This is a genomic window from Streptomyces sp. NPDC087845 (assembly GCF_044742755.1).
Classification (GTDB): domain Bacteria; phylum Actinomycetota; class Actinomycetes; order Streptomycetales; family Streptomycetaceae; genus Streptomyces.
The window spans coordinates 35,670-58,425 of the sequence record NZ_JBIUVC010000018.1; the positions used below are offsets into that span (position 1 = coordinate 35,670).

At 71.8% G+C, this 22,756-nt stretch carries 24 protein-coding genes; 6 read left to right on the plus strand and 18 right to left on the minus strand.

What is annotated here, in order from left to right; all coding sequences use genetic code 11:
- Window positions 1–270: 270 nt before the first annotated feature.
- Window positions 271–879, plus strand: coding sequence for an SCO3374 family protein (locus ACIOMQ_RS33590; RefSeq protein ID WP_362193594.1), 609 nt, complete (start codon window positions 271–273; stop codon window positions 877–879).
- Here ACIOMQ_RS33590 and ACIOMQ_RS33595 read toward each other — a convergent pair.
- The 10 genes from ACIOMQ_RS33595 to ACIOMQ_RS33640 all read right to left on the minus strand — a co-directional run bounded on the left by ACIOMQ_RS33595 (window position 858) and on the right by ACIOMQ_RS33640 (window position 9,169).
- Entirely contained in the window at window positions 858–1,193 is a 336-nt protein-coding gene (locus tag ACIOMQ_RS33595; RefSeq protein ID WP_362193591.1) for an Lsr2 family protein, read from the minus strand. The genes ACIOMQ_RS33590 and ACIOMQ_RS33595 overlap by 22 nt on opposite strands.
- 144 nt (window positions 1,194–1,337) lie before the next feature.
- On the minus strand, window positions 1,338–1,895 hold the full coding sequence (locus tag ACIOMQ_RS33600; RefSeq protein ID WP_362193588.1) for an amino-acid N-acetyltransferase: 558 nt from the start codon (window positions 1,893–1,895) through the stop codon (window positions 1,338–1,340).
- A 9-nt stretch (window positions 1,896–1,904) separates the two neighbouring features.
- Complete coding sequence (locus ACIOMQ_RS33605; protein WP_362193585.1) at window positions 1,905–2,405, minus strand: BlaI/MecI/CopY family transcriptional regulator; 501 nt, start codon at window positions 2,403–2,405, stop codon at window positions 1,905–1,907.
- A gap of 109 nt (window positions 2,406–2,514) precedes the next feature.
- On the minus strand, window positions 2,515–2,694 hold the full coding sequence (locus ACIOMQ_RS33610; RefSeq protein WP_362193782.1) for a hypothetical protein: 180 nt from the start codon (window positions 2,692–2,694) through the stop codon (window positions 2,515–2,517).
- 60 nt (window positions 2,695–2,754) lie between these two features.
- Window positions 2,755–3,339: a hypothetical protein gene (locus ACIOMQ_RS33615; protein ID WP_401757332.1), complete on the minus strand. Its 585-nt coding sequence runs from the start codon at window positions 3,337–3,339 to the stop codon at window positions 2,755–2,757.
- Window positions 3,340–3,476: 137 nt separating this feature from the next.
- Entirely contained in the window at window positions 3,477–4,274 is a 798-nt protein-coding gene (locus ACIOMQ_RS33620) for a type III pantothenate kinase (protein ID WP_362193582.1), read from the minus strand.
- Window positions 4,274–5,317 carry a carboxylating nicotinate-nucleotide diphosphorylase gene (gene nadC / locus ACIOMQ_RS33625; protein WP_402191600.1) on the minus strand — a complete coding sequence of 348 codons (1,044 nt, stop codon included), beginning with the start codon at window positions 5,315–5,317 and terminating at the stop codon, window positions 4,274–4,276. The genes ACIOMQ_RS33620 and nadC overlap by 1 nt, the downstream gene beginning before the upstream one ends.
- A gap of 2 nt (window positions 5,318–5,319) precedes the next feature.
- Entirely contained in the window at window positions 5,320–7,065 is a 1,746-nt protein-coding gene (locus ACIOMQ_RS33630) for an L-aspartate oxidase (protein ID WP_402127977.1), read from the minus strand.
- A complete protein-coding gene (panC, locus tag ACIOMQ_RS33635) occupies window positions 7,062–8,222 on the minus strand; it encodes a pantoate--beta-alanine ligase (RefSeq protein WP_402191603.1) in 1,161 nt (386 codons plus the stop codon). Before panC ends, ACIOMQ_RS33630 begins: the two co-directional genes overlap by 4 nt.
- Entirely contained in the window at window positions 8,219–9,169 is a 951-nt protein-coding gene (locus ACIOMQ_RS33640; protein WP_401262540.1) for a Rossmann-like and DUF2520 domain-containing protein, read from the minus strand. The genes panC and ACIOMQ_RS33640 overlap by 4 nt, the downstream gene beginning before the upstream one ends.
- Window positions 9,170–9,359: 190 nt before the next feature.
- Here ACIOMQ_RS33640 and ACIOMQ_RS33645 point away from each other — a divergent pair, with 190 nt between their 5' ends.
- Window positions 9,360–10,688 (plus strand): threonine aldolase family protein, encoded by a 1,329-nt coding sequence (locus tag ACIOMQ_RS33645; protein WP_402191606.1) that lies wholly within the window; start codon window positions 9,360–9,362, stop codon window positions 10,686–10,688.
- Here ACIOMQ_RS33645 and ACIOMQ_RS33650 read toward each other — a convergent pair.
- Window positions 10,667–10,852: a hypothetical protein gene (locus ACIOMQ_RS33650; protein WP_362193563.1), complete on the minus strand. Its 186-nt coding sequence runs from the start codon at window positions 10,850–10,852 to the stop codon at window positions 10,667–10,669. The two genes, ACIOMQ_RS33645 and ACIOMQ_RS33650, sit on opposite strands and share 22 nt — an antisense overlap.
- Before the next feature lie 104 nt (window positions 10,853–10,956).
- Between ACIOMQ_RS33650 and ACIOMQ_RS33655 the strand changes: the two genes are divergently transcribed.
- Window positions 10,957–12,072 (plus strand): DUF5937 family protein, encoded by a 1,116-nt coding sequence (locus ACIOMQ_RS33655; RefSeq protein ID WP_401757330.1) that lies wholly within the window; start codon window positions 10,957–10,959, stop codon window positions 12,070–12,072.
- A 195-nt stretch (window positions 12,073–12,267) separates the two neighbouring features.
- On the opposite strand, the gene ACIOMQ_RS33660 is transcribed toward ACIOMQ_RS33655, so the two are convergent.
- On the minus strand, window positions 12,268–12,945 hold the full coding sequence (locus ACIOMQ_RS33660; RefSeq protein ID WP_362193560.1) for a response regulator transcription factor: 678 nt from the start codon (window positions 12,943–12,945) through the stop codon (window positions 12,268–12,270).
- 75 nt (window positions 12,946–13,020) lie between these two features.
- Window positions 13,021–14,223: a sensor histidine kinase gene (locus tag ACIOMQ_RS33665; RefSeq protein WP_362193557.1), complete on the minus strand. Its 1,203-nt coding sequence runs from the start codon at window positions 14,221–14,223 to the stop codon at window positions 13,021–13,023.
- Window positions 14,224–14,319: 96 nt separating this feature from the next.
- Between ACIOMQ_RS33665 and ACIOMQ_RS33670 the strand changes: the two genes are divergently transcribed.
- Both ACIOMQ_RS33670 and ACIOMQ_RS33675 read left to right on the plus strand, forming a co-directional pair.
- Complete coding sequence (locus ACIOMQ_RS33670) at window positions 14,320–15,288, plus strand: SAM-dependent methyltransferase (protein WP_402191610.1); 969 nt, start codon at window positions 14,320–14,322, stop codon at window positions 15,286–15,288.
- 73 nt (window positions 15,289–15,361) lie between these two features.
- Window positions 15,362–16,504 (plus strand): NADH-quinone oxidoreductase subunit D, encoded by a 1,143-nt coding sequence (locus tag ACIOMQ_RS33675; protein WP_362193551.1) that lies wholly within the window; start codon window positions 15,362–15,364, stop codon window positions 16,502–16,504.
- Between the two features lie 15 nt (window positions 16,505–16,519).
- Here ACIOMQ_RS33675 and ACIOMQ_RS33680 read toward each other — a convergent pair whose 3' ends face one another.
- The 4 genes from ACIOMQ_RS33680 to ACIOMQ_RS33695 all read right to left on the minus strand — a co-directional run bounded on the left by ACIOMQ_RS33680 (window position 16,520) and on the right by ACIOMQ_RS33695 (window position 20,157).
- Window positions 16,520–17,530: a hypothetical protein gene (locus ACIOMQ_RS33680; RefSeq protein ID WP_362193548.1), complete on the minus strand. Its 1,011-nt coding sequence runs from the start codon at window positions 17,528–17,530 to the stop codon at window positions 16,520–16,522.
- 94 nt (window positions 17,531–17,624) lie between these two features.
- Window positions 17,625–18,605, minus strand: coding sequence for an ABC transporter substrate-binding protein (locus ACIOMQ_RS33685; RefSeq protein ID WP_401262533.1), 981 nt, complete (start codon window positions 18,603–18,605; stop codon window positions 17,625–17,627).
- 139 nt (window positions 18,606–18,744) lie between these two features.
- Window positions 18,745–19,419, minus strand: coding sequence for an ABC transporter permease (locus ACIOMQ_RS33690; RefSeq protein ID WP_401262531.1), 675 nt, complete (start codon window positions 19,417–19,419; stop codon window positions 18,745–18,747).
- A 3-nt stretch (window positions 19,420–19,422) separates the two neighbouring features.
- Entirely contained in the window at window positions 19,423–20,157 is a 735-nt protein-coding gene (locus ACIOMQ_RS33695) for an ABC transporter permease (RefSeq protein ID WP_402191612.1), read from the minus strand.
- Window positions 20,158–20,286: 129 nt separating this feature from the next.
- On the opposite strand from ACIOMQ_RS33695, the gene ACIOMQ_RS33700 reads away from it, so the two are divergent.
- The gene (locus ACIOMQ_RS33700; protein WP_402191615.1) at window positions 20,287–21,480 is read left to right on the plus strand and encodes an ABC transporter ATP-binding protein; all 1,194 of its coding nucleotides are present in this window, start codon (window positions 20,287–20,289) and stop codon (window positions 21,478–21,480) included.
- 69 nt (window positions 21,481–21,549) lie between these two features.
- Here ACIOMQ_RS33700 and ACIOMQ_RS33705 read toward each other — a convergent pair whose 3' ends face one another.
- A complete protein-coding gene (locus ACIOMQ_RS33705) occupies window positions 21,550–22,671 on the minus strand; it encodes an alpha/beta hydrolase (RefSeq protein WP_401262527.1) in 1,122 nt (373 codons plus the stop codon).
- Window positions 22,672–22,756: the final 85 nt, after the last annotated feature.

Below are 22,756 nucleotides of genomic sequence, written 5' to 3' on the forward strand. Positions count from 1 at the left end.
GAGACGATGTTCCCGCAGGCCAGGCAGATACGCCTTTCGCCAGTACGCCGATGGCGAACGTGAGATGCCCGGGCCTGCGTGTCGCCCCTCCCCACTAGGGATGTCTTACCCGCAATTACAGACAGTCCATGCGGCGCGCGCCGGTTCCCTCCGCTACGGGCGAACATATTTGCGCTCCCGAATACGCCTCTACGCCCCCATCCCGGACACAATGCGCACCCGGTCGCGGACTCTACGTAACCCCTGGGGTGGCTCGGCCGTTCTCCCGGCATGGCCCTCACCGTCCCGCCCGCCCCGCCGTCGTTCGCCGACGACCGGAGGGGCCGCGACGAGTGCGCGGGGTGGGCGCGGTGGTACGAGCGCGAGCTCGGCTGGGCAACAGAGGGCACCGCGCCGGTGCGGTTGGTGACCGGGCTGCGGTTCGATGTCCTGGAGGTGCCCGCGGTGGCCGGCCGTGCGGCGCTGCGGCGGGTGGGTCGCAGCGGGCCGGTGGCACTGGCGGGCGCACGGATGAGCCTGCTGGTGGCGGCGGGAAGCGCCGACGAACTGCCCGGACTGCTCGACTGGCTGGAGTGGGGCGGGGTCGCCCTCTCACTGACCGCCGTCGGTACGGACGGCCGGATCACCGCGCCGGTGCCGCCCGGCGGGGTGCCGAGCCGGTCGGGGGCCGCCGTATGGCTGCGACCCCCCGGGCCGCGGCAGGAGGGGGAGCCGGAACTCCCGGCCCTCGTCGGCCTCGGGAGCAGGGGTGGGGGTGCTCCCGATCTTGTACGGCTCGTGGACGCGGTGGCGACGGAATGCCACCGGGTCCGGTTGATGCGCGCCCGGACGGGGCGGTCGACCGATGGGTCGACAGCTCAGCCGTTGGCCTTCTCGTAAGCCTCGCGGATCTCCGCGGGAACACGGCCGCGGTCATTCACATTGTGGCCGTTCTCGCGCGCCCACTTACGGATCTCCGCGGTGTCCTTGTTGCCACCCGCGACGGCGCGGCCCTTGCCACGGCCGGCCGCTGCACGGCCACCCGTACGCCGGCCACCCTTGGTGTACGGCTCAAGAAGACCACGGAGCTTGTCGGCGTTGCTCGTGGTGAGGTCGATCTCGTACGTCTTGCCATCCAGAGCGAACGTGACGGTCTCGTCCGCCTCGCCACCGTCGAGGTCATCGACAAGAAGGACCTGAACCTTCTGTGCCACCGGATTTCCTTTCATCGAAAATGCAGTACGCGGAAAGGAAACCGCTTTTCTTCGAAAAACACAAACCCTCGGGAGAGGTTCAGGATCGCAAGAAGACGGGAAACATGCGCGATTCGGACATAGAGCTACGGCTTCTTGTGTCGGTCACAGGTGCAGAAGCATCCGGCTGTTGCCCAAGGTGTTCGGCTTCACCCGTTCGAGACCCAGGAACTCCGCTACACCCTCGTCATAGGAACGCAGCAGCTCGCTGTAGACATCTCCGTCGACCGGCGTCTCTCCGATCTCCACGAAGCCGTGCTTCGCGAAGAAGTCGACTTCGAAGGTGAGACAGAAAACCCGCCGTACGCCCAGCCAGCGGGCGGTCTGCAACAACTTGTCCAGTACTTGATGTCCGACTCCGGCCCCCCTGATGCTGTGGTCGACCGCGAGAGTGCGCACTTCGGCCAGGTCTTCCCACATCACATGCAGTGCGCCGCAGCCGATGACCCGGGCGTCCTCGTCACGTTCCGCGATCCAGAACTCCTGGATGTCCTCGTAAAGCGTCACCGTCGCTTTGTCGAGCAGGATGCCTTCACGTACGTACCCGTCGAGGAGACGGCGGACCGAGGGCACATCGCTGGTCCTGGCACGGCGGACAGTGATGGCCACGTTTATAACCGACGGTTCGGTACGGAAATCGGTATGCGGAAGCTCTGAGGACATACCCAGACGCTATCGCCCGGCCTCCGGGCCCGCGCCATCGACCGGATCTCCGGCCTGTTCACCGGCCGGTCCGTCCGCGCCTTCGTCGACCAGCCCGTCCGCTCCTTCATCGGCCGCCTCCCGCGCCGGGGGCCCGGCGGCTCCGGGCAGATCGGGCCGGACGATCCGCATCGCGTCCCGGAGGGCCTCGCGCTGCTCGGGGGACATCATGCCGAAGAACGCGACAAGAGCCGCGGCGGGGTTGTCACTGCGCGACCAGGCCTCGTTCATCAGTGCGGCCGAGTAGGCGGCGCGGGTGGAGACCGCCGTATATCGATATGCGCGGCCGTCGACTTCCCTGCGGACCCAGCCCTTCTGATGGAGATTGTCCATTACCGTCATGACGGTGGTGTAGGCGATGGAGCGTTCCTGCTGGAGGTCCTCAAGGACTTCGCGCACGGTGACCGGACGGTTCCATTGCCAGACCCGTGTCATCACGGCGTCTTCCAGATCTCCCAATTGGCGGGGCACAATGTCACTTTAGTGCCAGATGCCGGGAATGCTCGGTTATTTACGCAGCGAAAGGGCGCACGACTCCCGGGGAGTCGTGCGCCCTTTGCGTGCTGCGGGATGCGGAGGGTCAGACGCCGCCGGTCCGCGGGGCCTGCTGGACCGACTCGGCGCGGCCGAGCGCCGTGTCCACGGCCGCGTCCTCCTTGGCCTTGTTGGGACCGCCCTGGCTCTTGACGATCGTCACGACGAGGCCGATGAAGAAGGCGGCCATCACCACGGGGGGTACGAGCGCGGATACGTAGTCCATGGCGTCCAGAGTAGCGAGGCCGGTACGGACTTCCACGCACCCCCTCCACGTTGCGGCCGGCTATCCCGCGGCGCGCTGCTGCGGCGGCGGGGCCGGGCGGCGGCGGGGCGGGAAGACCTCGGAGGGCTTGGGTGCCGGGCGTCCGGGTGGCGGGGTCGGCCGGGGCGGGGCCACCGGCGTCTTCGGCCGTTCGGGTTCGGCCTCGTCGGCCGACCGGCCACCGGGCAGGGCGAGAAGCCTGCTGCGGGGCGCGGGGGCCGCCGCCGGTACGGCACGTCCGGCGAGGCGGGCCCGCACCGACCGCTCCGCGAGCACCTGGCAGCGCTCTAGGAGGGCCGCGGCCACCGGCCTGTGGCGCAGGGCGCGCAGCGCGGCGAGGTCGTCGGGACGGGGGTCGTATCCGCCCGCCAGGGCGTCCTGGAGCAGCTCCAGGTAGCCGCTGACGGAGCCGGGCAGGGCGTTGCGGTAGCGGACGAGGTCGGCGAGGAGGAACGTGCGCAGCCGTCCCGCCTCGCCGACCGCCTCGTCCACGGCGCCCGCCAGTCGCAAGCAGTCCTGGACGTCCTCGTCGGGCAGGGGCGTGGGGTGAAGGGCGATGGCGAGGGCGCGTCGGAGCACACGCAGCTCATCCGCGCTGAACGCCATACCGCCGCGTGATCCGTAAGGCGTGGGCATGACGCGACCATACGTGCTAAATGGACAAAATCCGCTTAACGGGTCGTCTCGGCGCGGCGGCAACCACCGGTCCGCCGCGCCGTTCCCGCAGGTACGCCCCGTATCCACTACATCCGGGAGACGTTCCGCTCGTACACCAGGCGAAGGCCGATGAGGGTGAGCCAGGGTTCGTGCTCGTCGATCACGGAGGACTCGCCCAACACCATCGGCGCAAGGCCGCCCGTCGCGATGACGGTGACGTCGTCGGGGTCGGCGGCGAGCTCCTTCTTCATCCGCGCGACGACGCCGTCGACCTGGCCGGCGAAGCCGTAGATGATGCCCGACTGCATCGCCTCGACCGTGTTCTTGCCGATCACGCTGCGCGGCCGGGCCAGCTCGATCTTGCGGAGCTGGGCGCCCTTGACACCGAGCGCCTCGACCGAGATCTCGATGCCGGGGGCGATGACACCTCCGGTGTACTCGCCCCGGGCGGAGACCGCGTCGAAGGTGGTGGCCGTACCGAAGTCGACGACGATCGCCGGACCGCCGTACAGGTCGACGGCGGCGGCCGCGTTGATGATGCGGTCCGTGCCGACCTCCTTCGGGTTGTCCATCAGGATCGGCACCCCGGTCTTGATGCCCGGCTCGACGAGGACCGCGGGGACGTCGCCGTAGTAGCGGCGGGTCACCTCGCGCAGCTCGTGCAGGACGGCCGGGACCGTGGAGCAGATCGCGATGCCCTCGATGCCGTCGCCCAGCTCCATGCCCAGCAGCGGGTGCATGCCCATCAGGCCCTGGAGCAGCACGGCGAGCTCGTCGGCGGTGCGGCGGGGATCGGTGGAGATCCGCCAGTGCTCGACGATCTCCTCGCCGTCGAACAGGCCGAGGACGGTGTGGGTGTTGCCGACGTCGATGGTGAGCAGCATCAGGCGTCGGCCCCGTCGGTGTTGCGGAAGTCCAGGCCGATGTCGAGGATCGGCGAGGAGTGGGTGAGCGCGCCGACGGCCAGGTAGTCGACGCCCGCCTCCGCGTAGGCGCGTGCGGTGTCCAGGGAGAGCCGGCCGGAGGACTCCAGGACCGCGCGGCCGCCGACCAGGGCGACCGCCTCGGCGGTCTGCAGCGGGGTGAAGTTGTCCAGCAGGATCAGATCGGCGCCCGCGTCGATGACCTCGCGGACCTGCTGCAGGGTGTCGACCTCGACCTCGATCGGTACGTCCGGGAACTCGTCGCGCACCCGCTTGAAGGCCTCGGCCACGCCGCCGGCCGCGACCACGTGGTTGTCCTTGACCAGCGCCGCGTCCGACAGCGACATGCGGTGGTTGACACCGCCGCCGCAGCGCACCGCGTACTTCTCCATGGCGCGCAGGCCGGGGGTGGTCTTGCGGGTGTCGCGGACCCTGGCCTTCGTGCCTTCGAGGACATCGGCCCAGGCGCGGGTGGCGGTCGCGATGCCGGAGAGCCGGCAGAGCAGGTTGAGCGCGCTGCGCTCACCGGTGAGCAGGTCGCGGGTGCGGGTGGTGACGGTCAGCAGCTTCTGGCCGGGGGCGACGCGGTCGCCGTCCTCGACATGGCGCTCGACCGCGAACTCGTCCGTGCAGACGATGGACAGGACGGCCTCGGCGACGCGCAGACCGGCCACGACGCCCGCCTCGCGGGCGGTGAAGTCGCCGGTGGCCACGGCGTCCTCGGCGACGGTCGCGACGGTCGTGACGTCGACACCGCCGTCGAGGTCCTCCTCGATGGCGACGTGCGCGACGTCCTCGACCTGGACCGGGTCCAGTCCCGCGTCGGCCAGCAGCTGGGCGAGGTCGGGGTCGAGGCCGCACTCCAGGGGGTTGAGCTCGTAGAACTCGTCCGCGCCGCAGCCGCAGCCGTCCCCGCAGCCGCCCTCGGACGGTGCGGGCGCGCCGATCTGGATCAGCGGTACGTCCACGGGTGTGGGGCGCGGATTCTCTTCGGGCGTGCTCACGGTTACGGCTCCTCGGTGACGTCGGCGGGGTGGATCGGGGGTGCTGTTGCTGCGCAGTCTGGTGCCTGGGCCGGGCGTACGGGCCCGAATGCCTCGGTCTCCGTCCGACGGAGGACCGGTTGACGCTCCGGGGTGAGCCGGACGACGAGGTGGCGGCGCCAGTTCTCGTCGTCGCGCTCGGGCCGGTCCTCGCGCCAGTGGCAGCCGCGGGTCTCCTCGCGTCGGCGGGCGGCGGCGACCAGGACGCGCGAGACGAGCAGCAGATTGGTGGCCTCCCACGCCTCGACGCCGGGCACCGCGACCTTGGGCTCGGCCGTCCCGGCGGCCTCGGCGGCGCGGTTGTGCAGGGCCTCCAGCTCGTCGGCGGCGGCGGCCAGGCTCTCGGCGGAGCGGAGGACTCCGGCGCCCCTGGTCATGATCCGTTGGATCGCGCCGCGGGCTTCGGGGGCGAGCAGCGGTGAGGGGGCGGGAAGCGGGCCGTCCGTCGCGGCGTCCGCGCGGGGCCGGTCCTCGACGATGTCCGCCGCGATGCGCTCGGCGAAGACGAGGCCCTCCAGGAGGGAGTTGGACGCCAGCCGGTTCGCACCGTGCACGCCGGTGCAGGCGACCTCGCCGCAGGCGTACAGGCCGGGCACGGTCGTGCGTCCGCGCAGGTCGGTGCGGATGCCGCCGGAGGCGTAGTGCGCGGCGGGGGCGACCGGGATCGGCTCGGTGACCGGGTCGATGCCGTGGGCGCGGCAGGCCGCCAGGATCGTGGGGAAGCGCTGCTCCCACATCTCGGCGCCGAAGTGGCGGGCGTCGAGATACATGTGCTCGGTGCCGTGCAGCTGCATCTGGCGGGTGACGGCCTTGGCGACGATGTCGCGCGGGGCCAGTTCCGCCAGTTCGTGCTGCCCCACCATGAAGCGCGTGCCGGACGCGTCGACGAGATGGGCGCCCTCGCCCCGTACCGCTTCCGACACGAGGGGCTGCTGGCCCTCGGAGTCGGCGCCGAGGAAGAGGACCGTCGGGTGGAACTGGACGAATTCGAGGTCGGAGACCTCCGCACCGGCCCGCAGGGCCAGAGCCACGCCGTCCCCGGTGGAGACCGCCGGGTTGGTGGTGGCGGAGAAGACCTGGCCCATGCCGCCGGTCGCGAGGACCACCGCGGGGGCCCGGACCGCGCCGACGCCGTCGTGCTGGCCCTCGCCCATGACGTGCAGGGTGACGCCCGCGGTGCGGCCCTCCCCGTCGGTGAGGAGGTCGAGGACGAGGGCGTTCTCGACGGTGTGCAGGGCGGCCTCGCGGACCGCCTCGACCAGGGCGCGGGAGATCTCGGCGCCCGTCGCGTCCCCGCCCGCGTGGGCGATGCGGCGGCGGTGGTGGCCGCCCTCGCGGGTCAGCGCGATGTCGCCGCTGTCGGTGGTGTCGAAGTGGGCGCCGGTCCCGATCAGCCGGCGTACGGCGTCGGGGCCCTCGGTGACCAGGGTCCGTACCGCTGCCTCGTCGCACAGGCCCGCGCCCGCGACCAGGGTGTCGTCCAGGTGCTGCTCGGGGGTGTCGCCCTCGCCGAGGGCCGCGGCGATGCCGCCCTGCGCCCAGCGGGTGGAGCCGTCGTCGAGGCGGGCCTTGGTGACGACGACGGTGGCGAGACCCGCGGCGGCGCAGCGCAGCGCGGTGGTGAGACCGGCCACGCCGGATCCGACGACCACGACGTCGGCGTCGATGGACCAGCCGGGGGCGGGGGCGGTCAGCCGTATTCCGGTCACGTGGTGGCTCCGAAGGTCAGCGGGATGTTGTCGATGAGGCGGGTCCTGCCGACCTTCGCGGCGACGGCGAGGATCGCGTCACCGGTGGTGCGGTCGTCGGGGATCTCGGTGAAGTCGGCCGGGTCCACGAGCGCCAGGTAGTCCAGGGCGAGCGGCGGCTGTTCGCGGGCCGCGTCGTCGAGGATCAGCCGGGCGGCGGCGCGCACCGCCGCGGGCCCGTCGACGGGGCGGGCCAGGGCCACCGCCTGGGTGTCGGCGGCCGCGCGGGTCTCGCCGAGCGCGGTGAGCGCGGCGGCCCGGCCGGTGGTCGCCGCGGTGGCCTGCGCGCGGGCGTGCAACGCCTGCTGGGCGGCGAGCCTGTCGCGCGCCGCGAACAGGGCCCGGGACAGAGCGAGGGCGGTGCGCCGCTCCCCGGCGTCCAGGAAGCGGTTGCGGCTGGAGAGCGCGAGGCCGTCCGGTTCGCGGACCGTCTCCGCGCCGACGATCTCGACGGGGAAGTTCAGATCGCGCACCATGCGGCGGATCAGCGCCAGCTGCTGGGCGTCCTTCTGCCCGTAGAACGCGGCGTCGGGGCGGGTGAGGTGCAGGAGCTTGGCGACGACGGTGAGCATCCCGTCGAAGTGCCCGGGGCGGGACGCCCCTTCGAGCCGCTCGCCCATGGGGCCCGCCGAGATCCGGACCTGCGGTTCGCCGCCGGGGTAGACCTCCTCGACGGAGGGCGCGAAGACCGCGTCCGCCCCGGCGGCGCCCGCCACGGCGAGGTCGGCTTCGAGGGTGCGGGGGTAGCGCTCCAGGTCGGCGGCCTCGCCGAACTGGAGCGGGTTGACGAAGACGGTCACGACGACCTGGCCGTCCGGGCCCGCGGCGGCCCGCGCGGTACGGATCAGGGTGGCGTGGCCCTCGTGCAGGGCGCCCATGGTCATGACGACGGCCCGCGGCCCCTTGAGGGGGGCGAACGCGGCGAGCTCGCCGGCCGTACGCAGCAGGGCGGCGGCAGGGGCGGCGCCGGAGGTGTGCGGCGGGGCGGCGGGGCGTGCGGCGCCGGGGGTGTGCGGCGTGCCGGGTTCGTGCGAGGCGCCGGGGGTGTGCGGCGTGCCGGGTTCGTGCGAGGCGCTGGGGGTGTGCGGTGTGCCGGGCGCACCGGTTGTGTCGGTCATCGGGGCTCCTGTGATCCGGTGCCGCCCGTGGTGCCGGCGCTGTCGGCCAGGACGCCGAGCAGGTCCTCGGCCAGCTCCGGCTTGAGCATGCCGTGGGCGAGCGCCCGGTCGGCGGTGGCGCGGGCCATCGCGAGATAGCCGGCCACGGCCTGCGGTGCGTGCCGGCGCAGCTCGCTTATGTGCGCGGCGACCGTGCCCGCGTCACCGCGGGCCACGGGGCCGGTCAGGGCGGCGTCGCCCGAGCGCAGGGCGTTGTCGAGTGCCGCGCCGAGAAGGGGGCCGAGCATCCGGTCGGGGGCGGCGACCCCGGCCGTGCGCAGCAGCTCCATCGACTGGGCGACCAGGGTGACCAGGTGGTTCGCGCCGAGGGCGAGCGCCGCGTGGTAGAGCGGACGGGACTCCTCCGCGATCCATTCCGGCTCGCCGCCCATCTCGATGACCAACGCCTCGGCGGCGAGCCGCAGCTCCTCGGGAGCGGTCACGCCGAAGGAGCAGCCGGCCAGCCGCTGGACGTCGACGGAGGTGCCGGTGAACGTCATCACCGGGTGCAGGGCGAGCGGCAGGGCGCCGGCCCGCAGGGCCGGGTCCAGCACCCGCGTCCCGTACCGCCCCGACGTGTGGACGAGCAGTTGTCCCGGCCGCACCGCACCCGTCTCGGCGAGGCCCTCGACCAGGCCGGGCAGGGCGTCGTCCGGAACGGTCAGCAGCACCAGTTCGGCACGCGCGAACACTTCGGCGGGCGGCACCAGCGGTACGTCGGGGAGCAGGGCGGCCGCCCGGCGCACCGACGCGTCGGAGACACCCGACACAGCGACCGGCCGGTGCCCGGCGAGCTGCAGGGACGCGGCGAGAGCGGGGCCGACGCGGCCCGCGCCCACGACGCCGACGGTGAGCCGGGCGGGGCGGTCCCTCGCGTCGAGGGGCTCCTTGGGGGTTGTTGCATTCACGCGGCGATGGCCTTCCGTTCCAGTCCGCGGGGGGTACCGGACGATTTCTCTGCATGCTACGCCAGCGTTTCGTCCGGACTCCCGGCTTGTCCACAGCCTGTGGGAAAAGTCCGCGCGGAACGCGGCCCGGCGTCCCGGCGGGCCCGAAAATCGTGCGGGCCCCGGCTGCGCTCTGCGTGATGATCGTCCCATGACAGACAGGGCGGGCACGGATCAGCAGGCACGGCACCCGGAGGAGGACGCGCAGGAAAAGTCGCAGTCGCAGTCGCAGTCGCAGTCGCAGTCGCAGTCGCAGTCGCAGTCGCAGGGGAACGCGCAGGGGAACGCGCAGGCGCAGGAGAACACTCAGGAGAACGCGCGGGCGCAGGACGACGCGCAGCGGCTGCGCAGGTGGAACGCCTGGCGGGCGGCCGAGCGGGTCCTGTCCAGGCCGCCCATGCACCTCCCGCTCGGTGAACGGCTGGCCGCGCTGGCGGCAGGGGCCGGGGCGGTCACCGACCTCGGCCGCCCCGCGGACATCTACGGCAACGGCGTCGTCGCCGAGCTGGAGCGGCGGGTCGCGGACCTGCTGGGCATGGAGGCCGCCGCGTTCTTCCCGACCGGGACGATGGCGCAGCAGGTCGCGCTGCGGTGCTGGGCCGGGCGGACCGGCAATTCCACCGTGGCACTGCATCCGCTGGCCCACCCCGAGATGCACGAGCGCGGCGCGCTGGAGGCGGTGAGCGGGCTGCGTACCGTCCATCCGACGTCCGAGCCCCGGCTGCCCACGGCCCAGGAGATCCGCGACTTCGCCGAGCCGTTCGGCACGATGATGCTGGAGCTGCCGTTGCGCGACGCCGGTTTCGTCCTGCCGACGTGGGAGGAGCTGGAGGCCGTGGTGGCGGCCGCCCGGGAACGCGATGCGGTGGTGCATCTCGACGGCGCGCGGCTGTGGGAATGCGCCCCCCACTTCGGACGGGGGCTGCCGGAGATCGCGGCGCTCGCGGACAGTGTGTACGTCTCGTTCTACAAGACCCTCGGCGGGATCTCCGGGGCCGCACTGGCCGGTCCCGAGTCCCTGATCGAGGAGGCCCGCACCTGGCGCCACCGGTACGGCGGCCAGCTCTTCCAGCAGTTCCCGGCAGCACTCGCCGCCCTGATCGGCCTGGAGCAGGAGCTGCCGTCGCTGCCCTCGTACGTGGCCCACGCGAAGGTGGTGGCCGGGGCGCTGGCCGAAGGCTTCCGGGCGGCCGGCGCCGGGTGGTTCGGGGTGCATCCGGAACCGCCGCACACGCACCAGTTCCAGGTGTGGCTGCCGTACGGGGCGGACGTTCTGACGGAGGCGGCGGTGCGACAGGCGGAGGAGACGGGCGTGTCGCTCTTCAGGGACTGGCACCCCGCGGCCGCCGGGCCGCCCGGGGTGTCGTTCACCGAGGTCACGGTGGACCGGGAAGGGCTGAAGTGGACCGCGGAGGACGTACGGGAGGCGGTGGCGGAGTTCATGAACCGGGTGGTGGCTCAGGTCCGGTCGTCGGACTGACGTCCGTCGGGCCGGACGGACCCGTTCCCGCGGCGGGAGCGCCGGAAGTGGTCACGGACGGCCCGCAGCACCGACCGGTCGTGCCGGCCCGGCGGGGGCGGCGGCTGTTCCCCCCGCTGAGCTGCGCGGTAGCTGTCGAGCATGTGCTGCTGTAGGGCGTTCATGGCCTCAGCTTGGGCCGGTCCCCGCTCGTGCGGCCCGTCGATTGACGAGCACCGTCAAGTGGGGCGCGGCCTCCGCGCGCACCCCGCACCATGGAGGGGTGAGCGTGCACATCGACATCGCCGGGCTCGCGCCCGAGAACATCGTCTTCGAGACCTCCCCCCTCGCCGAGCTGGGGCTGGCCCTGCATGCCCTCTCCGAGCCCGGCCACCATCCGGGACTGCACGGCTGGGCGACGGCGACCGCCAGTGCGCTGGAGCCCGACCTCGCCGACCGGCTGCACGAGGCCGAGTTCCTGTGGCGCAACACGTTCTCGGACGTCTTCATGCCGTTCGCCGGAGTCCGTGGCGGCAACGGCAGGACGGGCGCGAACCTCGCCGAGGACCTGGACATCCTCGACCGGCTGGACGACGAGCGGTTCGTCGCCGCCGCCCTGGAGTTCACCTGCTCCAGCCTGTACGGGATCGGCGCGCCCTCCCCGCTCAGCGACGCGCTGATGCGGGCCCGCGCCCTGGAGATGGCGGCGGCACGCGGCCCCCAGCAGGCGGAGTTCGCCCAGCAGCTGCTGGCCGACCCCGCGCCCGTACGCCGCTGGATCCGCCGCCTGTTCGAGGACTGCGACCAGGCGTTCTTCGCCGACACCTGGCGCCGGGTGCAGGTCCAGCTGGTCGCCGACGTCCGGCACAAGACCGATCTGCTGCGGCGCAAGGGGCTCGGCGAGGCGATAGGCGCGGTGTCCACGGCGCTGTCGCTCGACGAGACGGGGACCCGGATCAGCGCCGACAAGCTGACCGAGGGCCGGGCCGACGCCACCGTCCCGGCGGTCGGCCGCCCCGGGCTCACCCTCGTCCCGTCCGCCTTCGGCTGGCCGCACCTGAACCTGCTGCACGCGCCCGGCTGGCGCCCGGTGATCCACTACCCGGTGCACCGCCCCGAGCTGCCTTCTCCCGCCTCCGTGGAACTGCTCCAGCTGCGCATGGAGGCGCTGGCCCACCCGATGCGGATGCGCCTGTGCCGCCACCTCGCCCGGTCCCCGTACACGACCGGCGAACTCGCCGATACGTACGGCATCACGGCGCCCGAGGTCTCCCGGCATCTCTCGGCGCTGAAGAAGGCGGGCCTGGTCATCACCCGGCGGCGCGGCCGGTACGTGCAGCACCAGCTGGACCTGACCGCGGTGGCACGGCTCGGCAGCGACTTCCTGGAGGGCATCCTGCGCTGAGCCGCGGCCGCCCCCGCCGACCCAGCCGGATCAGCCGATCAAGCCGGATCAGCCGCAGCCGATGCGCTTGATGCCGGAACACGTACGCCGCACCCGGTGCCGCGGCGCGCTGCCCACGCTCGCGCCTGTGCCCGCGCCCGCGTACGACAGGGCGGTCGGGGCCGGCCGTCCCGCGGGCCACCTCGGTCCGACGGGTCAGCCCGCCCCGCCGCCACCGGCCCTGACCAGCCCCGTCTCGTAGGCGAGAACGACGACCTGCACCCGGTCGCGCAGGCTCAGCTTGGTGAGGATGCGGCCCACATGCGTCTTCACGGTCGCCTCGGAGAGCACCAGGCGTGCCGCGATCTCGCCGTTCGACAGGCCCTGCGCGACCAGCAGCATCACCTCGCGTTCGCGTTCGGTGAGCTTGGCGATGCCCTTGTGCTGCGGTTCGCTGTTGCCGCTCGGCAGCATCGATGAGAAGCGGTCGAGCAGCCGGCGCGTGGTGGACGGGGCGACGACGGCGTCGCCGCTGTGCACGGAGCGGATGGCGGCGAGCAGTTCCGCGGGCGGCACGTCCTTGAGCATGAAGCCGCTGGCCCCGGCCTTCAGCCCGGAGAAGGCGTACTCGTCGAGGTCGAAGGTGGTCAGGATGAGCACCTTGGGCGCACCCGGCTGCGCGCAGATGCGACGGGTCGCCTCGACACCGTCCAGCCTCGGCATCCGGACGTCCATCAGCACCACGTCGACGGCGGTGGCGCGCAGGATCCCGATCGCCTCCGCGCCGTCGCCGGCCTCGGCGACGACCTCCATGTCCGGCTGGGCGGCGAGCACCATCCGGAAGCCGGTGCGCAGCAGCACCTGGTCGTCGACGAGCATCACGCGGATCGCCATGAGGGGTCCTGTCTCCTGTCTGTTCCTACGTCTGTACTGCGTCTCTGTACCGCACCGCGTCCCTGCGACACGTCTCTAGTGGGTCGGCTTGAGCGGCAGCAGCGCGCTGATCCGGAACCCGCCGCCGGGCCGCGGCCCGGCGTCCAGCGTGCCGCCGACCATGCCGACCCGCTCACGCATGCCGATCATTCCGTGGCCCGCGCCGTCGGCGCCACCGTCCTCGTACAGCTCGTGCGCCGCGCCCCGCCCGTCGTCCTCGACCAGCAGCCCGAGCCCGTCGTCGAAGTAGACCAGCCGCACACTGGCCCCGGCGTCCGGGCCGCCGTGCTTGCGGGTGTTGGTCAGGGCCTCCTGCACGATGCGGTACGCGGTCAGCTCGACCCCGCTGGGCAGCGGCCGGGGCGTGCCCTCGACCTTGAAGTCGACGGCCAGCCCGGTCTGCCTGACCTGCTCGACGAGGTCCTCGATCTGCTCGACGTCGGGCTGCGGAACGTACTCCCCGCTCTCCTGGGCATCGCCGGTCCGCAGCACCCCGAGCAGCCGCCGCATCTCGGCGAGGGCCTGCCTGCCGGTGCTGGAGATGGTCTCCAGGGCCTGCCGGGCCTGGTCGGGGGCCGCGTCCATGACGTACGCCGCGCCGTCGGCCTGCACCACCATCACCGAGACGTTGTGCGCGACGACGTCGTGGAGTTCGCGGGCGATACGGGCGCGCTCGGCGGCCACCGCGACCTTCGACTGCGCCTCGCGCTCCCGCTCCAGCCGGGCGGCACGCTCCTCCAACTGGCTGAAGTAGGCGCGCCGGGTCCGCATCGAGTCGCCGAGCACCCAGGCGAGCACGAACGGCACGGTCATCACGACGACGACGAAGATCTGCTCGGCCAAGCTGGCCTGCGGCGCGCTCGACGGCCAGCGCAGCTGGGAGATCCCGGCCGCGCTCAGGGCGCAGACCAGCGCGAGCCGGGACGCCCAGCGCTCCCCGACGGCGGCCACGGTGAAAACGATCACCAGCATCGCGAAGTCCGCGACACCGGGCACGACCCCGAGCACCAGCTGCGCGACACCCATCACGACGGTGAGCAGCAGCATCTTCTCCGGCGCGCGTCGGCGCAGCGCGACGGCGGTGCAGAGGCCGAGGACGATCGGCACGGCGGCCAGCCGTTCGCCGGTGCGGTCCGCGTTCGCCACCATGGACAGGCCGGAGAGCCCGAGGAGGAAGACAGCCCAGAAACTGTCGACGCCCGTCGGGTGTCTGCGGATGAAGTCGTAGAGGCGCTGCACGTAACCCAGCGTAGGGAAAGGCGGGAGGTGCCCGGGTCAGCCGAAGGGCCGATCCAGCTCCGGGGACCGTACTCCCCAAGGTGGAGACTTGGGAACGTGACGGATGAGTGGCGTGGGTGGCAGGAGGCGGCAGAGACCGCTTTGTACGGAGACGGGGGGTTCTACCGGAGCCCGGAAGGGCCGGCGGGCCACTTCCGCACCTCTGTCCACGCGTCCCCGCTGTTCGCCTCCGCCGTCGCCCGGCTGCTGGCCGGAACGGCGCGGGAGCTGGGCACCGACTCGGTCGACCTGGTCGACCTCGGGGCGGGGCGGGGCGAACTGCTGACGGGGGTGCTGGCGGCGCTGCCGGCCGTGGGCGCCGGCGGACTCACCGTACGGGCGTGCGCCGTGGAGCTCGCCGACCGCCCGGCCGGTCTGGACCCCCGGATCGAGTGGTGCGCCGAACCACCGCCGGGGACGCGCGGTCTGCTGTTCGCCAACGAGTGGCTGGACAACGTCCCGACCGAGGTCGCCGAGACCGACGCGGACGGCGTGGACCGGTACGTCCTCGTGCGGGCGGCGGACGGTACGGAACGGCTGGGCGAGCCGGTGGCCGGGGCCGACGCCGAGTGGCTGCGACGGTGGTGGCCGTCGGCCGGACCGGGCAGCCGCGCGGAGATCGGCCGCCCGCGCGACGAGGCCTGGGCACGAGCGGTGTCCACGCTGGACGGGGGGCTCGCGGTGGCGGTGGACTACGCCCATGCGCGGGAGGCGCGGCCCCTCTTCGGCACGTTGACCGGCTTCCGGTCCGGACGCGAGGTGCGGCCGGTGCCGGACGGCAGCTGCGACCTCACCTCGCACGTGGCCCTGGACGCGTGCGCCGCCGCGGCCGGGGCCGGAACGGTGCTGACCCAGCGCGAGGCCCTGCGCACCCTCGGCGTCGACGGCGAGCGCCCGCCCCTGTCCCTGGCCTCGACCGACCCGGCCGGCTACATACGGGCCCTCGCCTCGGCCGGCGAGGCGGCAGAACTGACGGCCCGGGGCGGCCTGGGCGACTTCGGCTGGCTGATGCACCGCAGGGCCTGAAACCCCGGACCCGCCGGCGCCCGAGGTCCGGGGCCCGGAACAGAGCCCCGGGCGCTCAGGGAATACTGGCCGTATGACGGAGACGACAGTCGGCATCGGCGGCGCGGCGGAGAGCACCGACATGGTGCTCAACATCGGCCCCCAGCACCCCTCCACCCACGGCGTGCTCCGTCTGCGCATCGTCCTCGACGGCGAACGCATTCAGCACGCCGAACCGGTCATCGGCTACATGCACCGGGGCGCGGAGAAGCTGTTCGAGGCCCGCGACTACCGGCAGATCGTGATGCTCGCCAACCGCCACGACTGGCTGTCGGCGTTCTCCAACGAGCTGGGCGTCGTGATGGCCGTGGAGCGCATGCTCGGCATGGAGGTCCCGGAGCGCGCGGTCTGGACGCGCACCCTGCTCGCCGAGCTGAACCGGGTCCTGAACCATCTGATGTTCCTCGGCTCGTACCCGCTCGAACTCGGCGGGATCACCCCGGTGTTCTACGCCTTCCGGGAGCGCGAGGAGCTCCAGGCGGTGATGGAGGAGGTCTCGGGCGGCCGGATGCACTACATGTTCAACCGGGTCGGCGGCCTCAAGGAGGACCTCCCCGCGGGCTGGCTCGGCCGCGCCCGGGACGCCGTCGCCTCCGTCCGGTCCCGGATGGACGTGTACGACGACCTGGTGCTCGGCAACGAGATCTTCCGGGGCCGCACCCGCGGCGTGGGCGTGCTGTCCGCGCAGACCGTGCACGCGTACGGGGTGTCCGGACCGATCGCCCGCGCCTCGGGGGTGGACTTCGATCTGCGGCGCGACGAGCCGTATCTCGCGTACGGAGAGCTCCAGGACACCCTCAAGGTCGTCACCCGCACCGACGGCGACTGCCTGGCCCGCTTCGAATGCCTGCTGGAGCAGACGCACAACGCCCTGGACCTGGCGGACGCCTGCCTGGACCGGATGGCCGGCCTGGCACCCGGTCCGATCAACCAGCGGCTGCCCAAGGTGCTGAAGGCGCCCGAGGGCCACACCTACGCCTGGACCGAGAACCCGCTCGGCATCAACGGCTACTACCTGGTGTCCAAGGGCGAGAAGACCCCGTACCGGCTGAAGCTCCGCTCCGCGTCGTACAACAACATCCAGGCGCTCACCGAGCTGCTGCCCGGCACGCTGGTCGCCGACATGGTGGCGATCCTGGGATCGCTCTTCTTCGTCGTCGGCGACATCGACAAGTAGCGGCCACCCGCTCCGCTACGAGATCGCGCTGCGCAGCTCCACCACGTCCAGCTGCTCGGTCTCGTCGTGCGCGGTCAGGTCGATGACCTTGCCGACGGCCCGGTTCCCGGCCGTGCCCGTGCGGTGCGCGGCCAGCGCCTCCTCGCCCACCACGTCCGCGAGGTCCTCGTTCTGCACGGACTCGATCGCGGCGCGCGCCTTCTGCGTACCGAAGAAGTCGAAGCTGCCCTGCGGCACCGGATGGCGGCGGGACGCCGCGTACGGAGCGACCGGGCTGGCGGCCGGCACGGTGGGCGCCGCGGGCAGCGCGGCGGACGGCCGGGACGCCGGAAGGGCGGCCGTCGGGCGCAGGTGCTGCGCCCCGGACGCGTCCGCGGCCGCCGCGTGCTTCCCCTGCCGTTCCTCCGCCTCCCGGGCCCGCTCCGCGAGATCCCGCTTCCTGGCCTGTTCGGCGGTACGGCGCGCCTCCTGCAGCGCCCCGTTGCGCGACAGGTCCTCCAGCGCCTGGGCGGCACGCAGATAGGCGGCCGGCGTCGGTGTGCTGCGGGCGGCGGGCAGTTCCCGCGGAGCCGCGGCTTCGAGCGCGAGCTGCCTGCGGCCCTCCAGCGCGCTGGCCCGCTCGGTCTCGGCGTTGGCGTAGCGCCGCAGCAGCGCGGCGTGCTCCCCGCGCAGACTGGCGAGCTCCACGCGCTTGCGGCGCAGCTTCGTCTCCAGCCGGGCCCGCAGCTCCCGCGCCTCCTCCAGGTCGGCCTCCAGCGAGGCCGTGCGCTCCTCGGCCCGCCATTCGTCACCGGCGCGGGCGCGCGTCAGCTCCGCGACACGACGGCCCGCTTCCCGGTCCCAGCTGCGCATCAGATACGCGCCGGTCACGGCGGCGGCCGCCGCGGCGGCCGCGAGACCGCGCAGGACCAGGGGCTCGGCGAGCAGCCAGGCGCCCCCGGCACAGAGGACCGAGACTCCGGCGACGGCCGAAGGCGGAAGGATTCTGTGCAGAGGTGGCGAATGGCGATGACGTCCACGTGGCATGGCCTGAAATTTACCGTGTGTAGGAGGCACTTGGGGAGCCGCCCGCCAATCTGTTCCCGGCCGGTTACCTGGCGGTCCCCCATCCCCCCGATATCTACTTCTTGATGAGGCCCTTCGACTGCAGATAGTCCTTGGCCGCATCGGCGGGCTTTGCGCGCTCGGCGTCGACCTTGCGGTTCAGTTCCGCCAGATCCTCGGTGGTGAGAGCCTTGGTGAGCTTGCCGAGCGCGTCGGCAATGTCCTGGGAACCGGCGTCCTTGGCATTGACGACCGGCAGAACGTTGTCCGCGTTCTGGAGCTTCTTGTCGTCCTCCAGGAACACCAGGCCGTAGCTGTCCAGCACCGCGTCCGTGGTGGTGGTGAGGACCAGTTGGTCCTTGCCGTCCTTGACGGCCTGCTTGGACTGCGGCGTACCGACTCCCTTGGGGTCGATTCCGGTGACATTGATGCCGTACGTCTTCTTCAGGCCCGGCGCGCAGAACGGCCGCACCTCGCACTCGTCACCCGCCGCGATCTTCACTCCGGCCTTCGACCTGCCGAGATCCGAAAGCGTCTTGAGCTTGTTCTCGGCGGCGAATTCCTTGGTCACCGCGAAGGCGTTCTGGTCGACGGCCGCGCCGGCCGGGAGCACCTTCAGTCCGCGCGGCGTGGCGAGCTTCTCCAGCGCGGCGACCGTGGCGGCGGCGTCACTGGAGGCGACCGGCTTCTTCTCCGCCTGCTTCCCGCCGTTCACCTTGGCGTTGAGGAATTCGGCGATCGTCGCGGCATATTCGGGGACGACATCGATCTCGCCCTTCTCCAAGGACGGTTCGTACAGTTCCCGGTTGGCCACCGTGGTGACCGAGGTGCTGTATCCGGCGTCGCCCAGGACCTGTGCGTACAGCTCCGCGAGCACCTTGGACTCGGTGAAGGACGCCGCGCCGACGACGAGCGAACCCTTCTTCCCGGAGCCGCCGCCGGAGGACGCCGAGCCCCCCTTGTCCTTCTCCAGGCTGTCGCCGCCGCAGGCGGCGAGCGAGCCCGCCAGCGCGACCATGCCGATGACCGCGCCCGCTATGCGCGAGGTCTTGCTCATGAGTTGTCTCCGTCCACAGCAACAGGGGCTGTTCGAGATGGGATCGAGGGGGTCGAGAGAGGGCGAGGGGGCGAGGGGCGTGCGCGGACGCGCACCCGACGGGCGGCCGTGCGGCCGTGGCGGACGGTCGTGGTGGCCGTCATGCCGTCCCGCGGCGGCGCAGCGGAGACAGCAGCCGGTCCAGGCCCACCAGCACCGCCTCCACCAGCAGGGCGAGTACGGCGACCAGCAACGCCCCCGCGACCACCTGCGGAGTGTTGTACGTGTTGAAGCCGGCGGTGATGATCCGGCCGAGGCCGCCCTGACCGACCATCGCGGCGATCGTCGCCGTGGCGACCACCTGGACCGCGGCCGAGCGCAGCCCGGTCATGATCATCGGGTAGGCGAGCGGAAGCTCGACCCGTACGAAGAGCTGGCCCCCGGACATCCCCATGCCCCGCGCCGCCTCGGTCACGGCCCGGTCGACCTCCGTCATCCCGACATAGGCGTTGGTGAGCAGCGGCGGCACGGCGAACAGCACCAGCGCGGTGATCGTCGGCACGTATCCGGCGTTGCGCAGCGGCGACACCATGAAGAGGGCCAGCACCGCGAAGACCGGGACCGCCCGCCCCGCATTGGAGATGTTGACGGCCAGCGCACCCCCCTTCCCGATGTGCCCGAGGTACAGGGCGACCGGCAGCGCGACCGCGCAGGCCAGAGCGAGCGCGACGCCGCTGACGTAGAGGTGCTCGGCGAGCCGGTGGGCCGCCCCTGCCTCCCCCGTCCAGTTGGCGCCGTCGGTGAGCCAGGCCCATGCCTCGCCGAGAACTCCCATGGTTCAGACCACCTTCGCCGTGGCGCCCGGGGCGGCGTCCGCGGCCGCGCCCTCGCCCGTGTCAGTGGTGCGTATGCGGGTCCAGGGGGTCAGCAGCCGCTGGAGGCCCAGCAGCAGCAGATCGGCGACGACCGCGAGCAGTACGCACAGGACCGAGGCGGTGAGCACCTGGGCCTTGAAGAAGCTGGGCAGGGCATCCGCTATGAGGTTGCCCAGACCGCCTTGGCCGATGATCGAACCGACCGTCGTCAGCGCGATCGTCGAGACCGTGGCGATCCGCACACCGGCCATCAACGCGGGCATGGCCAGCGGGAGTTCGACCTCCCAGAGCAGCCGGGCCGGCCCGTATCCCATCCCCTTGGCGGCTTCCTTCGCCTCCTGCGGAACGGCTTCGAGGCCCGCCAGGACGTTCCGCACGAGGATGGTCAGCGAATACAGCACCAGGCCGGTGACCACCAGCGCCGCGGAGAGGCCGAACAGCGGCAGCAGCAGCGAGAACATCGCGAGGGACGGCACGGTGTAGAGCACCGTCGTCAGCCCGAGCACCGGTCCGGCGAGGCGACGGCCCCGGCGGGCGAGCAGCGCCAGCGGAAAGGCCACGGCGAGTCCGATCAGCACCGAGACCGCGGTGATCCAGATGTGCTGGACCGTCGCGTCGGTCAACTCCTGACTCCGGGAACGGAGATACTCCCCGCAGATCCAGTCGTTCGTCACCATGCAGTTCTGTGCGGCAGCCATCCGTCCCCCACCTCCCGATTACCGCTCGTACCGATGTCTGGCGACCCTATCCCCGACCACTGACAATCGCCGAGGCCGTTGTATTCCAGCAACATGTCCTTCACAGAACACGCGCGACAATGGGGAACCATGATCCGTTTCGAGCACGTCACCAAGCGGTACGCGGACGGCACCACCGCCGTCGACGATCTTTCCTTCGAAGTCGCCGAGGGTGAACTGGTCACGCTCGTCGGACCGTCGGGCTGCGGCAAGACGACCACCATGAAGATGGTGAACCGGCTGATCGAACCGACCGAGGGCCGGATATTCCTCGACGGGGACGACATATCCGCCATCGACCCCGTCCAACTGCGCCGCCGCATCGGCTATGTGATCCAGCAGGTGGGCCTCTTCCCGCACCGTACGATCCTGGAGAACACCGCGACCGTCCCCCATCTCCTCGGCTGGAAACGGGGAAAGGGCCGTGAGCGCGCGGCAGAACTCCTGGACCTTGTCGGACTCGATCCTTCCGTTTATGGCGACCGCTATCCGGAACAGCTCTCCGGTGGTCAGCGTCAACGTGTGGGCGTGGCAAGGGCGCTGGCCGCCGACCCGCCGGTGCTGCTGATGGACGAGCCTTTCGGCGCGGTCGACCCGGTCGTACGGGAACGGCTGCAGAACGAATTCCTGAAACTCCAGGAACAGGTCCGCAAAACCGTGTTGTTCGTCACGCACGACATCGAGGAAGCGGTCCGGCTCGGTGACCGCATCGCCGTCTACGGGCAGGGTTCGATCGAGCAGTTCGACTCCCCGGCGACCGTGCTCGGTGCGCCTGCCACCCCCTACGTCGCGGACTTCGTGGGGGCCGACCGCGGCCTCAAGCGGCTCTCCGTGACCCCCATCGAGGAGGGCGACCTCGACCAGCCTCCGGTCGTCCACCTCGACGACTCCCTGGCGAGGGCGACCGAGCGGCTGCGGGCCGAGGGGGCGCGCTGGGCCGTCGTCCTGGACGGCGAGGACAATCTGCACGGCTGGATCCCGGCCGACGGAGCCGCCGCCGGGACCGGCACCGAGGACACGGTGCGCGCCCACGCCCGCAGGATGGAGGCGTGGCTGCCCGTCGGCGCCCCGCTCAAGCAGGCGTTCGCCACCATGCTCCAGCACGACGCCGGCTGGATCGCCGTCATCGACAAGGAGAGCACCGGCCACTTCCTCGGCGTACTCACCCCGGCCCGGCTCCATGAGGCGCTGCGCCGCTCCATCGACGCGGACGCCCAGGACGTCCCACGGGCCGAGGTGGCCGTCGAGACGGTGGACAGCGTCGCCAAGTCCACCGCGCGATGAACCGGAGACGGCCCGGTCCCGGCCCCGGCAGGGCCGGGAACCGGGACCGCGACCGCGACCGGGCCCGGCTCAGTTCTCGCTGAGGCGGCTGCTCATCCAGTCCAGTGCCGAAGGGATCTCCCGCCGCCAGGTGTTGAAGTTGTGCCCGCCGCTGTCGAGCACGATGGACGAGACCTGGGCGGGCGGCTTCACCTTGTCGATGAACCGCATCGTGGAACGGTAGTTCCCCTCGCCCTGCTTGGAGGTCGTGACCAGGAAGGACGAATCGCGCCGCGGCAGATTGTCCAGGCTCCACATCAGATTGGAGCGGTCACGCGCGCTCTGGTCGCCGTGGAAGAGGTCGCCGGTCGTCGGATCCTCGGCCGCCTTGTAGTACGCGGAGAGCCCGGCGCTCGCGGCGAACCGGTCCGGGTGGTGGAGCCCGATCTTCAGCGCACAGTAGCCGCCGGTCGAATTGCCCATGATGCCCCAGTTGCGAGCCTGCGCGCCGACCCGGTACATGTCCGAGACCGCCCGCGGCAGGTCGTCGGCGAAGAACGTCTCGGTCTGCGGCCCGCCCTTCACATCCACGCACTCGGTGTCCCGCGGCGGCGCCACCGTCGGCCGCAGCATCACCAGGATCATCGGCTGCGACCGGCCGGCCTTCACCCGGTCGTACGCCGTCCGCGGGTACCGGAGGCCCTTCAGAAGATTCTCCGCGACGCCCGGGTAGCCGGTGAGGACGACCACCGCGGGGAACTTCCGGTGCGCGAACGCCGGCTGGAAGTACTCCGGCGGCAGATACACGTACGCCGAGCTCTCTATCTTCGACTGCCGCCCCGATATCACGACCTTGTCGATCCGGCCGCCCTTCGCCGGCAGCGAACTGCGCACCCCCTCCGGCCGCTGCACCCCGACCCGGACGATGTTCTTGGCGGCCGGTGTTCCGGCCGCGTGGTCCGTGACCACGCCCAGCTCCTGCTTCTGCCCGAACAGGTCGGCCCAGGAACCGTAGAAGAGGAAGGAGTTGTTGGCCACCAGAGCGACGGACACGAAGACCGTCAGCTGAGTCGCCAGCAGCAGACCGACCCTGCCGAACACCGAGGACGCGCTGCGCCGGGCCAGCCGCGGCCAGAGCCAGACCGTGGCGGCGAAGAACGCCACGGCCAGCGCGATGGCCAGCGCCAAGAACGTCTTGCTGGTAAGACCCATGGGGGGTGAGCTTTCTTGTCTGGAATTTTCCGGCCGGCGGGTGAACCCCCGCTGCGGAAGCCTCGTCCTACAAGTCGCACATCGT